Annotated in this window: 10 protein-coding genes; 6 read left to right on the forward strand and 4 right to left on the reverse strand. The window is 44.6% G+C overall.

Annotated elements, in window-relative coordinates; translation table 11 throughout:
- Window positions 1-5: 5 nt before the first annotated feature.
- The gene (locus tag EO132_RS00990; protein WP_127136175.1) at window positions 6-1427 is read right to left on the reverse strand and encodes a Gfo/Idh/MocA family protein; all 1422 of its coding nucleotides are present in this window, start codon (window positions 1425-1427) and stop codon (window positions 6-8) included.
- A 10-nt stretch (window positions 1428-1437) separates the two neighbouring features.
- Window positions 1438-2226 carry a 3-keto-disaccharide hydrolase gene (locus tag EO132_RS00995; protein WP_127136176.1) on the reverse strand — a complete coding sequence of 263 codons (789 nt, stop codon included), beginning with the start codon at window positions 2224-2226 and terminating at the stop codon, window positions 1438-1440.
- A gap of 109 nt (window positions 2227-2335) precedes the next feature.
- Here EO132_RS00995 and EO132_RS01000 point away from each other — a divergent pair, with 109 nt between their 5' ends.
- From EO132_RS01000 to EO132_RS01025, 6 genes are all read left to right on the forward strand, one after another.
- Window positions 2336-5470, forward strand: a complete 3135-nt coding sequence (locus tag EO132_RS01000) for a WD40/YVTN/BNR-like repeat-containing protein (protein WP_127136177.1) — start codon at window positions 2336-2338, stop codon at window positions 5468-5470.
- A gap of 106 nt (window positions 5471-5576) precedes the next feature.
- Window positions 5577-6122: a CopD family protein gene (locus EO132_RS01005; protein ID WP_127136178.1), complete on the forward strand. Its 546-nt coding sequence runs from the start codon at window positions 5577-5579 to the stop codon at window positions 6120-6122.
- A gap of 167 nt (window positions 6123-6289) precedes the next feature.
- Entirely contained in the window at window positions 6290-7705 is a 1416-nt protein-coding gene (locus EO132_RS01010; RefSeq protein WP_127136300.1) for a sensor histidine kinase, read from the forward strand.
- A 39-nt stretch (window positions 7706-7744) separates the two neighbouring features.
- Entirely contained in the window at window positions 7745-8527 is a 783-nt protein-coding gene (locus EO132_RS01015; protein WP_127136179.1) for an enoyl-CoA hydratase/isomerase family protein, read from the forward strand.
- A 24-nt stretch (window positions 8528-8551) separates the two neighbouring features.
- Window positions 8552-10105, forward strand: a complete 1554-nt coding sequence (locus tag EO132_RS01020) for a hypothetical protein (RefSeq protein ID WP_127136180.1) — start codon at window positions 8552-8554, stop codon at window positions 10103-10105.
- Window positions 10106-10352: 247 nt separating this feature from the next.
- Entirely contained in the window at window positions 10353-11423 is a 1071-nt protein-coding gene (locus EO132_RS01025; RefSeq protein WP_127136181.1) for a PA0069 family radical SAM protein, read from the forward strand.
- Between the two features lie 108 nt (window positions 11424-11531).
- Here EO132_RS01025 and EO132_RS01030 read toward each other — a convergent pair whose 3' ends face one another.
- Complete coding sequence (locus EO132_RS01030; RefSeq protein WP_127136182.1) at window positions 11532-12956, reverse strand: Gfo/Idh/MocA family protein; 1425 nt, start codon at window positions 12954-12956, stop codon at window positions 11532-11534.
- Window positions 12957-13021: 65 nt separating this feature from the next.
- Entirely contained in the window at window positions 13022-13681 is a 660-nt protein-coding gene (locus EO132_RS01035; RefSeq protein ID WP_127136301.1) for an HD domain-containing protein, read from the reverse strand.
- Window positions 13682-13747: the final 66 nt, after the last annotated feature.

Here is a 13747-nt window from a genome sequence, read left to right on the forward strand (position 1 = left end):
AGTGGTTAAAAATCACGGTAATCCCCAGCCAGATATTTATTGGCTTTCTCCTCTTTGAACTGAGCGGTCTTCGCGTCCCAATGCAGGGTCTCGCCAGGAAAACGACCTGCAATGGTACCCAATAGAATGGTTTCGGTCAATCTAGCTGCATAATCAAAAGGAGCGGTTGTGGTATCCTTTCCCAAACAAGCGTCCACAAATTGATGGTAGTGCTTTGGACCTTCGGTGCCATAGTTGCGGATAGGCTCTCCCAAATTGTGCTCTTCGGAAACCTTGGCGATTTCCTCGGAAATATCCACATATTTCCCCCTTCGTATTTTCTTTGGCAATTGCATGAAGTGGGGGAGGAGCAAACGTCCTTTTGTACCCACAAACATGGCACCTTGTTCTGGCAATTCATTTTCTCCGGCTACGCCCGCATCCAAGGAAATACTGTTTTCATCTTTTTTATTCGCCTTTTTGTCCTTCTTCATTTCCATGCCCGGCAACATAAGGTCCTCGTGCATTTCGGGAGCTCCGGGGCCATCATACCAAATCCATTTTAGGGATTTACCGGTGTATTGGGTACCTGGGAACTCATAGGTAACCGTGTTCTTTTCAGGGAAACCAAACCCGTTGGTGGGTCGGCACTCCGTCATAATGGTTCTGGGTACATCAAGTTCCAATGCGTTGTAGGGTGTATCAAAAATATGGACGCCCATATCGCCCAAGGTACCACAGCCGTAATCCATCAATTTTCTCCAGTTGCCCGGGTGGTACATATCTTTTTTATAGGGTCGCTTTTTAGAGGTTCCCAACCAAAGGTTCCAATCCAATTGGTCTGGAACAGGGTCTTCGCCCTCAGGTAACGGACCATCGTACCCCCAGTTTTTGGGAGACCATGCATGCACGGTATGTACTTTTCCGATAATCCCGGATTGGATCAAAAGGGTAGCCAATTTATAGTCGTAAAAAGAGTGAACCTGAATGCCCATTTGCGTGACCAAGCCTTTTTCTGCGGCCAACTTTTTCATTTCCCTGGATTCGGAAACATAGTGGGTCAATGGTTTTTGACAGTACACGGGTTTGTCCATGTTCATTGCCATTAAGGATGCCGGTGCATGTGTATGGTCCGGTGTGGAAACAATGACCGCATCGATTTCGTCTCCCATTTCTTCCAACATGGCACGGTAGTCGAAAAAGATGCGTGCGCCGGGGTGCATTTTATGTGCGGTTGATAGATTGATGGCATCCACATCACAGAGAGCAACGACTTCCACGGCTCCGTGTGATGAAACCGCCTTGAGATCCTCCATTCCCATATTACCGACCCCAATGTGGGCCGTTCTAAGTTTGTCCTTTGGAAATCCTGCTTTCAAAATGGAAGGGGCAAACATGATTCCGAGTGCTCCTACACTACTTTTCTTTATAAATTCTCTTTTGTTCATGGTCTGGAGGTTATAGTTTTTTAATTTTTATGTTTCTGAACCAAATAGGGCTTGCATGGTCTTGCAAAGCAATGTAGCCTGTTTTGTATTTTCCGTAATCGGGGGCACTGTCCCATTTTCCTGAATTCTTTTTGGCTTTCCAATCGTCGGACCATGGCACAAACTCCAATAGTTTTTTGCCGTTGAGCCAGTGCTCCACCTTTTCAGGCGTGAATACGATTTTTGAGGAGTTCCATTCGCCGACAGGATTCAATTGTTTTTGTGATTCGTCTGCCGTGTGCATGGCATAATCAGCACCTGTTTTCTGCCAATCCTGGAGCAATTCCGGGTGCTCTGCCCCGAACTGTGAGTTGTAAGCTGTCAAATCGTGGATGTCCGCGTAGTTCTCATCATCGATGATTTGGTATTCGGGGGCCACTACGGGAGGGCCGTCATACCCTTCTTTCACATGATAAAAAATGCCACTGTTGGCTCCTTCGGGAACTTTCCATTCCAGATAGAGTTCAAAATTATCGAACTCCTCAGCTCCATAAATGATATCTTTTCCGCCCGTATAATCTTGTTCCAGTCCAAGTTCAGTGTCAAAAGTGAGGACACTGTCTTTTATGGTCCATCCAGGAGGGAGGGAATCCATGTTGTAACCGCGCCAACCTTCCAAACTGCTGCCATCAAAAAGATAGGTCCATTCGGATTGTTTTTCTTCGTGTTGGGTAGTTGTTGTTTCCTCTTTTTTGTTTGATTGGTCTTTACAAGCTGCTATGGCCAAAATCAATATAGCGAGCTTAAAAAATTTGAGCATGGTTTAGTTTTTGAGTTTTATCTGATGGGTTAAAGTACAAAATATTGAACAACTTTTTTTGTGCCTTTTTTCATTACTTTTAAAGACGACTAACTCAACACTTTAAAAAATGAAGACTTGGTTTTTCAAGATTGGTTTGATTCTTCTTACCGTCACATTATCCGTAAGCCCAATTCACTCCCAGCGCAGAAACAAAAAACAAAGTACACCGGAGTATCCCGAAGAACTCTACTCAAGTTTGGAGTATCGATTGATCGGTCCATTTCGTGGTGGCCGTTCCGGAACCGTTACCGGGGTGCCCGGGGAACCGAACTTGTATTATTCTGGTGCTACAGGTGGTGGTGTGTGGAGAACCAAGGATGGCGGACGTAGTTGGGAAAATATTTCCGATGGGTATTTTGGCGGAAGTATAGGAGCTGTTGAAGTGGCACAAAGTGACCATAATGTGATATACGTAGGTGGAGGCGAGCAGACGGTTCGCGGTAATGTTTCATCTGGCTATGGTGTCTGGAAAACCGAGGACGCAGGAAAGACCTGGAAATCGTTGGGCTTGGACAAAGGCCGTCACATTTCCCGAATGCGGATTCACCCCAAGGATTATAATATTGTGTACGCCGCGGTAATGGGAAACTTGTACAAACCCACTACTGAAAGAGGTGTTTATAAAAGTACCGATGGTGGCGAGACATGGAAAAAAGTACTTTATGCCAACGATATGGCCGGTGCCGTTGATTTGACTTTCGACCCCAACAACCCAAGGATTTTATATGCTTCCACATGGAGAATACAGCGTACGCCTTATAGTTTAAGTAGTGGTGGCGAAGGTTCTGCACTTTGGAAAAGTACCGATAGCGGAGAAACGTGGACGGAGATTTCCAAAAACGAAGGTTTCGCAACCGATACGTTGGGAATAATCGGAGTGGCTGTCTCTCCCCAAAATAGCAATCGGGTCTGGGCGATGGTGGAGAATAAGGATAAGGGAGGTTTGTACCGCTCGGAAGATGCAGGTAAAACGTGGTCCCTGATCAATAGTGATAGAAACTTGAGACAGCGTGCTTGGTACTATACAAGGGTTTATGCCGACACCAACGATGAGGACGTGGTATATGTTTTGAATGTGCGTTACCACAAAAGCACTGATGGGGGGAAGACCTTTACATCCGATAATGCCCCTCACGGAGACCATCACGATCTCTGGATTGCCCCGGAAGATTCCAATCGTATGGTCATGGCCGATGATGGAGGGGCACAAGTAACCTACGATGGAGGAGAAACGTGGAGTACCATGAACAACCAACCCACTGCCCAATTTTATAGGGTGACCACGGATAATGCGTTCCCATATCGTATTTACGTGGCCCAACAAGATAACTCTACCTTGAGAATCAATTACAGAAGTGATGATGGTTCCATAGGAGAGGATGATTGGGAGTCGACTGCGGGAGGCGAGTCGGCACATATCGCCGTGGACCCCACCAATGATGATATCGTTTACGGAGGCAGTTATGGTGGATTGTTGACGCGCGTGAACCACGCCAATAACACCACAAGAGCAGTCAACGTTTGGCCAGATAACCCTATGGGTTATGGTGCCGAGGGAATGAAGTACCGTTTTCAGTGGAATTTCCCCATAATGTTCAGTAAGCACGATCCCAACAAATTGTACACCTTCTCCAACCATGTGCACCTGACCACCAACGAAGGTCAGAGTTGGGAATTGTTGAGTGGTGACCTTACCCGTAACGACCCCGATAAATTGGTGTCCAGTGGAGGGCCCATCACACAGGACAACACCAGTGTGGAATATTACTGTACCATTTTCGCTGCCAATGAAAGTCCATTGAAAGAAGGGTTGCTATGGGTAGGAAGTGATGATGGACTTATCCATGTGACCAAGGATGGGGGGCAGACTTGGGAAAACGTAACCCCTCCGAACATGCCCGAATGGAATATGGTCAACAGTATTGAACCCTCTGCGTTTGATGAAGGAACCTGCTACGTTGCGGCCACCCGGTATAAGTTGGGCGATTTTGCTCCATATCTCTACAAAACCACGGATTATGGACAGTCATGGACTAAAATTACCGACGGAATCGAAGATGAGCACTTTACCCGTGTGGTCAGGGAGGACCCCAAAAGAAAAGGCCTGCTCTATACAGGAACCGAGACGGGAATGTATATATCCTTCAACGATGGGATTCATTGGGAGAAGTTTCAGTTGAATTTGCCCATAGTACCCATTACCGATCTGGCCATTAAAGATGACAACTTGATCGTGGCCACCCAAGGTAGAAGTGTTTGGGTCATTGATGACCTAACCGTATTGCACCAATTGGATGATGCCAAGAAATCAGCGGGTGCCATTTTGTATAAACCAAGGGACAGTTACCGAACCAAGGGCAGGGCAGCCAGCAGACCGTCAAAAACGGAAGGGGAAAACTTAGCCAATGGGGTTATAACTCATTTTTACCTGAAAGATGTCTCTGAAAAGGACAGTTTAGCTTTGACCTATACCAAAATGAACGGGGATACTTTGGCAACCTACAGTACTTATGCCAAGGATAAGGACAAGAAACTGGAACCCAAAAAAGGAGGGAACACTTATGTGTGGAACACTCGAGGAAAAGGAGCCGAAAGATTAAAGGGCATGATTCTTTGGTGGGCCAATCTGAGTGGTCCCAAGGCTGTTCCCGGAACCTACAAAGTCATTTTGAATGTAAACGGAAGCGACCAAACCGAGGAGTTTACCATTCTTCCCGATCCAAGGGCCGAGGTTTCCGTGGCCGATATGCAGAAGCAATACGATTTTATTACCGAAGTAAACGAAACCGTTGACAGAGCACACCAGTCCATCAAGAAAATAAGGGCCGTCAACGACAAATTGGATGAATTCATCAAAAAGTACAAGGATGATGATACCACAAAAGCTTTGGTGGAGAAGGCCAGAAAGATGAAGGAGGAATTTGGATCCATTGAGAGGGAATTGTATCAGACCAAAAACAGAAGTGGTCAAGACCCATTGAACTTCCCGATCAAACTGACCAACAAGTTGGCGCATTTGAACAGCTTGGTGTCCATTGATGATTTTCCGCCGACCGATCAGGATATCGCGGTTAAAAATGAAATGTCCGGTAAAATAAATGCACAATTGAACGCCTTTGATAATCTGGTGGACAAGGAGGTTTCAGCCTTCAACGAAGAGTTCAACCAACTCAAACTGGATTATTTGAGCATTGAAGAATAGCTGATGGCATGAATGGGCGGTCAATGTAGAAATATCTAATTTTAATGCCGAAATTTTAGCGAATGGTATTTTTGCCATTTGGATGTAACACGTAAAAACCGAGCAATTGCTGTACCCTTACATAAAATCATTGCACCTGATATTCGTGGTAACCTGGTTTGCAGGCCTGTTCTACATACCCAGGCTCTTTATTTATCATATTGAGGCTGGGCAGAAACCATCGCCAGATAAGGAAATCCTGTCCGATCAACTCAAGTTGATGACGAAGCGATTGTGGTACATCATTACCTGGCCATCAGCCATTTTGTGCACGCTTACGGCCATTTGGTTGTTGATTTTGATGCCCGGATGGTTGCAACAACCTTGGATGCATGTAAAGTTGGTCTTTGTGCTGATGCTCTTTGGGTATCATTTCAAATGCCATCAGATTTTTAAGCAATTGCAGCGTGATGAGGTAAGGTACACATCAAAATTTATGAGGATGTGGAACGAAGTGGCCACCATTATCCTATTTGCGGTGGTATTCTTGGTGGTTCTCAAAAGTGCTTTCAATTGGATCTATGGTATTATTGGCATGTTTGTCCTGATGATTTTGCTGATGTTGGGCATTCGATGGTACAAAAAGGTACGCGATAGGAACCCCAATGCGTAATAAGTTCAACATCAAGCACAAGTTCAAATAATGTCCCGCCTTTTAGCTGAACTTGAACTTGTCTCTTGCATTTGCCCTTTGTTTGGCTCGATAATTGCTTAAATTTAACGTTTAATCAAGCGAGCTTGTTAAGAAAACTCTCCTTACGATCACGCATATTCGTTGCCATGATAACCTTGGTGGTGCTGGCATCTGTCCTGATTGCAGGGGTAACGGTCTACCAATATAAGGAGCAAGGGAACGATTACCACAACGAAAGATTGGAGCGAAAGGAAGAGCAATTGATGAAAAGCATCAACTACACGCTCAAAGAGACCACCTATCCCATAAGTACCGAAAACCTTCATTTGATCTTTAGTGAGGAGATTTATGAGATAGCCAACATTCAAAATGTCAATTTCAATATTTATGATCTTGAGGGAAATCTGATAAAAAGCTCCCGACCTACATTTGAATCCAACGCCATTGCCACCTGTTTGGATGCCGAAGTGCTGAATTTTCTGAGGGAAAGTGGGGATACGCGCTTTGTTGAGGAAAAAAGAGCGGCCGGGGATAATTATCAATCCACCTACAGGTATATCTATGACCTCAAGTTCAAACCCATCGGGATTCTGAACCTTCCCTATTTTGAGGACAACACTTTCAATAATATGGAGTTGAAGGAATTCCTATTCAGGTTGGGGATGGTGTATGTGTTGATGTTGATCATTGCCATAGTTCTGGCATATTTTATTTCAAAATACATTACCAGGTCGCTTCAGACCATATCGGACAAGATCAATAGGACCAATTTGACCCGTGAGAATGAAAAGATCTATCTGGAAAGCCCTGGGGAGGAGATCGGTAAATTGGTGGACTCCTACAACCGTATGATCGACGAACTGGAGGAGAGTGCCGTGAAATTGGCCCGAAGCGAACGGGAGCAGGCATGGCGCGAGATGGCCAAACAGGTGGCGCACGAAATCAAAAACCCGTTGACGCCCTTGCGGCTTTCGGTGCAGAGCTTTGAGCGCAAGTTCGACCCCAACGACCCCGACATCCAGGATAAGGTAAGGGAGTTCTCCAAGACATTGATCCAACAGATTGATACCATGAGCAACATTGCCACGGCCTTCTCCAGTTTTGCGGATATGCCGGCACAGCAAAATGAGACCTTGAACGTGGTGAAAGTGGTAAGATTGGCATTGGAGATCTTCCAGGAGGATTACATCCATTTTATAGCGGACGAAGAGGAAATCGTGGCCAAATTGGACCGTACCCAATTGATTCGGGTGATTACCAATTTGGTGAAAAATGCCATTCAGGCGGTACCCGATGTGGAATCCCCAAGAATTTTGGTCAGTGTTGCAACGGTGGGAGATCAAGTGAAGATTTCAATCGCCGACAATGGAACGGGCATTGCCGACGAATACAAGAACAGGATTTTTGAACCTAAATTTACCACCAAGTCCAGTGGAACGGGACTCGGATTGGGAATGGTAAAGAACATTGTGGAAAACTACGGCGGAACCATTAACTTTACTTCCCAAGTGGGGAAAGGAACTGTTTTTTGTATTCAATTCCCCAAGGAACAGAAAAAATAATGGCGGACAATCAGGATGCCGTCTCAAATATCAGTATACATGGATTTCGAAAACATCTACATTGAAGAAGAGAACAATTTGGCCACCATAACCATCAACCGTCCCAAAAAACTCAATGCACTCAACAAAAGAACCATAGAGGAGCTTCATGTGGCATTCAAGGAATTGGACGAGGATGAGGAGACCAAAGTGATCATCATAACCGGAAAAGGGGAAAAAGCCTTTGTTGCCGGTGCCGATATTTCAGAATTTGCTGATTTCTCGGTAAAAGAAGGCCGTCAATTGTCGGCAGCGGGGCAGCAGAACCTGTTCGATTTTGTGGAAAACCTGTCCACACCTGTCATCGCGGCCATCAATGGTTTTGCCTTGGGCGGAGGTTTGGAGCTTGCCATGGCCTGTCATTTTAGGGTGGCCAGCAGTAATGCCAGAATGGGCTTGCCCGAAGTATCTTTGGGCGTCATCCCAGGGTATGGCGGCACACAACGTTTGCCGCAATTGGTCGGTAAGGGGCGTGCCATGGAAATGATTATGACGGCGGGTATGATCGATTCTGATAAAGCTTTTGGTTACGGACTGGTAAATCATGTGGTTGCTTCCGAAGAATTGTTGCCCTTTTGTCTTAAAATAGCAAGCAGGATATCGAATAATTCCACTGTGGCCATAAAACACGCAATAAAAGCGGTAAATGCTGGTTTTAAGTATGACGCTGATGGCTATTCGGTGGAGATTGACGCTTTTGGCAGTTGTTTTGGTACGGATGACTTTAAAGAGGGTACCACGGCATTTTTGGAAAAACGTAAAGCAGATTTCCCTGGATCATGACCATTGGCCTAACCAAGCCAGATCATGAAAAAGAACCTCTTTCTACTAGTTAGCTTTGTGCTTATGGGCATGGCCGTGAACAGCCAAAAAATGCCCGTTTCCTACGATTTTGGAGAAAAATACCGGGATAGGTACCGCTATTCCAATCTTGTTACCATTGATGAAGACGATTCTGGAGGGTACATTTTGGTACGTGCCTATTACCAAGGTTTGATTCTGAAGCCCAAGGGCTATCTCATCGAAAAGTACAACAGTGACCTGGAACTGGTATCCGAGTACAACTACAAGCTCAAGGGGCTGGATTTTGTCAACGGGTTTCTTAAAAACGGTCAATTGAACCTGTTGTTTTTAAATTACAATGAAGGTAGCAGGAGCTATGAATATTGGGTGCATACCAGCCCAATCATCGATTTTAATTTCAAGGAGAAAAAGCTACTTTCCATTGCCTCGGAACCGGTAAACGACCCCGTTGGGAAAAATTACTACAATCGAGATTTCTCACGTGGATTTACCACTGCCATCCTTTTTGATGAAGATAAAAAGGGTTTTGTGATCAGCACGCATCACAAAAGAGGCAAGAGTAACAAGCACATGATCCATATGTTCGATACGGCCCTCAACAAAAAGTTCGAATATGACTTTTCCGATGAAATCGAGGAGAAAAACTATGCTTTTGAGAACATTGCATTCTCTTCCGATCTGAAAACGGCATACATCGTGGGGAAAGCCTATTTTAAAAAGCGACGTTTTCGTGTGGATGAAAGAAAGTTCCAGTATGAGTTAATCAAGGTGTCCGAATATGGATACAAATCACAGTCTTTTGTGGACCCAGGCAAGTATCCTGAAGCCTTATATCCGGTTTTGGTTCAAGACAAACTGGTCTGTGTGGGCTTTTATGCCGATAGAAAGGATAATCGGTACAATGGGATCGTTTATTTTGATCTAAACCCCAACACCTTGGATATTGAGGCCCAAAGATACAATGGGTTTTCACAGCAGTTCATGGAAGACAAATTTGGACGTGAAGAGGATAAGGACATCAAGAATTTAGTGTTCAAGAATGTCGAAATTACGGATGACAATGATATTTTATTTAATGCCGAGGAATACTTTGTGACCACGGGATTGGAAACAACAGGTGCTGGCCAACGGGTCAGGATAGAACGTTACCACCATAACGATATCGTCAGTGTAAAGCTCAATTCAAATGGGAATATGGAATGGGCCCGCAACATCAACAAGACCGAAGTGACCCAGGGCGATGGTGCCTATGCATCGTACAGTTCGTACTGTAAAGATGGAAACACGTACTTTTTTATATGCACTTCCACCGAACAACCACAGTTGATCAACAACGAACGCTTGATATTCAAACAAGGATTCAGTAGAAACCGAAACGTGTTCATGATTTCCTTGGATGAAAATGGATCTATGGATTATGAGAAGATCATCGATCAGCAGGAAGCCCGATTACCATTAATGGTCTCCAAACCCCTTAAAGATGAAGGAGAGGACAAAATGCTCTTTTATGCCAAACGCGGCAGCAGAAAGCAGTTGGTAAAGGTTGACTTTAAATAGGAATCAAGGACAAGGAACAAGAGAAAAGAGCCAAGAAGCAAGACTCAAGACGTTGGACAATTGGCCATTGAAGATTGTTTATTGCCAATTGAAGAGCACTTGTCATTCTGAAGGAGCGCAGCGACTGAAGAATCCCTGACCGCCCATATATTCGAGGAAATTTGTGCCATTCGTTTCAGTCAGAAATAATCTAAAGATGCCTTAAAAAAGGAAATAATCCATATATTTGGATTTAATCCAAATATCAATGTCCGAAGAGTTTTTAAAAGGAAGAGGTGCGCAAAAAAACACGAGCAATCGGTTTTTGAAGCACCAGTTTGAAATGCGCGATGATTTTTTGGAGTTCTGCCGATTGGAAGGGGAAGAAGCTGAAAGCAATAAAACAAAGTACATCCCCATTTTCCCAAAGACCATCGTCAATAAAGTGGATAGTCCGGATGTGGGAATGAGCTATTCCATGAACCCATACCAGGGATGTGAGCATGGATGTGTGTATTGCTATGCCCGAAACTCTCACGAGTATTGGGGCTACAGCGCTGGCTTGGATTTTGAACGGCGCATATTGGTCAAAAAATCCGCTCCTGAACTTTTGGAGGCCAAAATCAAACATAAAAAATGGAAGGCTGAGACCATTGTGTTGTCCGGAAATACGGATTGCTACCAACCCGCAGAGCAAAAGTTCGGGATTACAAGGAAATGTCTCGAAGTATTCTTGAAGTATCGCCATCCAGTGGGCATTATTACCAAAAATGTATTGGTATTGCGTGATTTGGATATTTTAAAAGAATTGAACCGGCATCAGTTGGTAGGAGTCAATGTATCCGTTACTTCGCTATCAGAAAAAACAAGACGAACCCTAGAACCCAGAACGGCATCCATCAAAAAACGCCTAAATACCATTCAGGTGTTGTCAGAAAATGGTATTCCTGTAAACGCGATGTTGGCCCCGATGATACCTGGAATCAATTCCCACGAATTATTGCCTTTGGCCAAAGCGGTGTCCAATCACGGGGCTGTCTCTTTCGGGTTGACGGTGGTCCGACTCAATGGAGCCATTGGACGACTATTTGCTGACTGGATAAAAAAAACCATGCCCGATAGAGCGGAAAAGGTATTGCACCAGATTCAGGATTGCCATGGCGGTACCGTGAACGATAGCAGGTTTGGCACTAGATCTAAGGGAGAAGGTAAAATAGCGGAGCAAATACACGAAATGGCTCAAATTGCCCGAAAGCGATATTTCAAGGATAAAAGCTTTCCACCTCTTAACACAACACTACATGAGCAATACAAGGATGGACAGGTGAAATTGTTTTGATCGCAATTGAACAATGAACATTAAAGATTGATTCTTGATTACGCTCAGAATAACAAAATTAAAAATGGCCCAAACGGGCCATCTTCAAATTGCTTTATGTTGTGAAACCTATTTCAGTTCCCAGCCTTCACGGTAATCGCGGGTTACCCACTCGTTGGCTTTCTCGTAGTTGGTGATCTTCATGTTGTCCCCGTCCCAGAACAGTTTTCTTCTTCCCGGAGAATTGTATGGGTTCCAATCACGAGCGGTTTTGCCTTCCTGCAGTTCCTTGTATTGGTAAGCTTTCACAGCCAAATTCCCCATAAGTACGGTTTCTGTCAATCTTCCTGCTTTTTCAAAATTGGAAGAGGTGGGTGTACCATTTTGGCAACCATCAACAAAGTTGGCAAAGTGACCATCAATTCCTCCAGGTACCCTGTCGTATTTGGGTGCTGGCGCTTTGTACAAATCCATCATTTCAGAAGGTAGCAATCTTGCGTTTCTAGAGTACGTATCGCACACCAAAATGCCTTTGTCTCCATAAATAATACTTCCTCCACCGGAATCACCAATGGTTTCGTCATCCTTCAATTCGTCTGGAAGGTCTGGTTTTATGCCGCCATCATACCAGTTCAGAGCAATATCTCCATGTTCTTCGTGCTCGAACTTTAAATGGATTTTGGAAGATGGAGGACAGGAGTGACTGTAATCGGCTTCTACAAAATCATCTACCCAAACCGTAGTACAACTGGCTTCGGCCTCTTTGGGATATCCAAGGTCAAGAACGCTGAAAGGAGTTTCCATAATGTGGCATCCCATATCGCCCAATGCTCCTGTTCCAAAGTCCCAGAAACCTCTCCACTTAAATGGTAGATAGGCATCATTGTAATCTCTCATTTTGGCCGGTCCCAACCAAAGGTCCCAATCCAAGCCCCTAGGGATACGGTCTTTTTCTGTTGGGAGGGGAACACCTTGTGGCCATACAGGTCGGTTGGTCCAGCAATCAATCGTGTGAACCTTTCCAATAATACCGGACTCCACCCATTCGCGAGCAATTCGACTACCGTCACTGGATGCTCCCTGATTACCCATTTGGGTCACGATTCCCTGTTCCTTTGCCACTTGGGTCATCAAACGGGCCTCATAAATGTTGTGGGTCAACGGTTTTTCCACATAGGCATGCTTTTTCTCCCGCATAAAGGGTAAAGAGATGGTAGCGTGCGTATGATCTGGGCTCGCTACGGCGATGGCATCAATATCATTTAAGTGTGCATCAAAAACTTTTCTAAAATCCTTGAATCGTTTTACATCTGGGAATTGTTCAAAGGTTTGCTGGGCACGACGGTCATCCACATCGCAAAAAGCTACGAACTTCACCTTTCCTGTATCATTTAAGCCATTTATCACACTATTGCCCCTTCCTCCAACACCAAAACCTGCCACATACAGGGTGTCACTTGGAGGAACATGGGTCTTGCCCATTACATGACTGGGGACAATGGAAAATGCAGCCGAAGCAGCTGCCGTATTTTTGATGAACTTTCTTCTTTGCATCTTGTTTAGTTTGATTTTTATGTGAGTCAACAAGATACAAAAAACGGGCACAGAAATCCTAGGGATTATTCAGCTCCGTCCCACTCTTTATAAAACTGTTCCAGGTAGTCCAGCATAAACTGATGGCGTTCTTTCGCCAATTTTTTCCCAGTCTGAGTGTTCATTTTATCCTTGAGCAACAATAATTTTTCATAAAAATGATTGATGGTGGGAGCCGTGGATTTTTTGTATGCTTCCTTGTTCATACTAAGGTCGGGCGGAATATTCGGATTGTGTAGTTCCCTGTTTTTAAAACCTCCATAGTTGAAGGCTCTTGCAATTCCAATGGCCCCTATCGCATCCAAACGGTCGGCGTCCTGCACAATCTGAAACTCCATGGATGTAAACCTTGCACCTTCGGTTTCCAAACTGTTTTTAAAGGACATGTGCTTAATGATGTTGACGACATGCTCGATAGTCTTTGCATCAACGGATAGGGATTCCAGAAAGTTTCTTGCGGTTTTTGGTCCAATGCTTTCATCCCCATCATGAAATTTAGGGTCAGCAATATCATGGAGCAGGGCGGCCAATTTAACGACCAAGGCATTCCCTTCTTCATGCTTGAGAAGTAACTTGGAGGTATTGAAAACGCGTTCAATATGGAACCAATCGTGGCCGCCTTCCGCATTTTGGAGCTCATTTTTCACAAATTCGATGGTATGTTGTACCAATTGGCCTGTTTTCATCATTGGTTTTTTTGATAGTATGGATTTTTCATTGATAAAACTTTCGTCAACCTGAACTTGATTCAG

This window comes from Flagellimonas oceanensis, from assembly GCF_003992595.1.
GTDB classification, from domain to species: domain Bacteria; phylum Bacteroidota; class Bacteroidia; order Flavobacteriales; family Flavobacteriaceae; genus Flagellimonas; species Flagellimonas oceanensis.

What these genes read in the sequence shown, in the direction of transcription:
- EO132_RS01010 (WP_127136300.1), top strand. Translation starts at nt 6,290, where the DNA reads ATGATAACCTTGGTGGTGCTGGCATCTGTCCTGATTGCAGGGGTAACG.
- EO132_RS01020 (WP_127136180.1), top strand. Translation starts at nt 8,552, where the DNA reads ATGAAAAAGAACCTCTTTCTACTAGTTAGCTTTGTGCTTATGGGCATG.
- EO132_RS01015 (WP_127136179.1), top strand. Translation starts at nt 7,745, where the DNA reads ATGGATTTCGAAAACATCTACATTGAAGAAGAGAACAATTTGGCCACC.
- EO132_RS01025 (WP_127136181.1), top strand. Translation starts at nt 10,353, where the DNA reads ATGTCCGAAGAGTTTTTAAAAGGAAGAGGTGCGCAAAAAAACACGAGC.
- EO132_RS01000 (WP_127136177.1), top strand. Translation starts at nt 2,336, where the DNA reads ATGAAGACTTGGTTTTTCAAGATTGGTTTGATTCTTCTTACCGTCACA.
- EO132_RS01035 (WP_127136301.1), bottom strand. Translation starts at nt 13,681, where the DNA reads ATGAAAACAGGCCAATTGGTACAACATACCATCGAATTTGTGAAAAAT.
- EO132_RS01030 (WP_127136182.1), bottom strand. Translation starts at nt 12,956, where the DNA reads ATGCAAAGAAGAAAGTTCATCAAAAATACGGCAGCTGCTTCGGCTGCA.
- EO132_RS00990 (WP_127136175.1), bottom strand. Translation starts at nt 1,427, where the DNA reads ATGAACAAAAGAGAATTTATAAAGAAAAGTAGTGTAGGAGCACTCGGA.
- EO132_RS00995 (WP_127136176.1), bottom strand. Translation starts at nt 2,226, where the DNA reads ATGCTCAAATTTTTTAAGCTCGCTATATTGATTTTGGCCATAGCAGCT.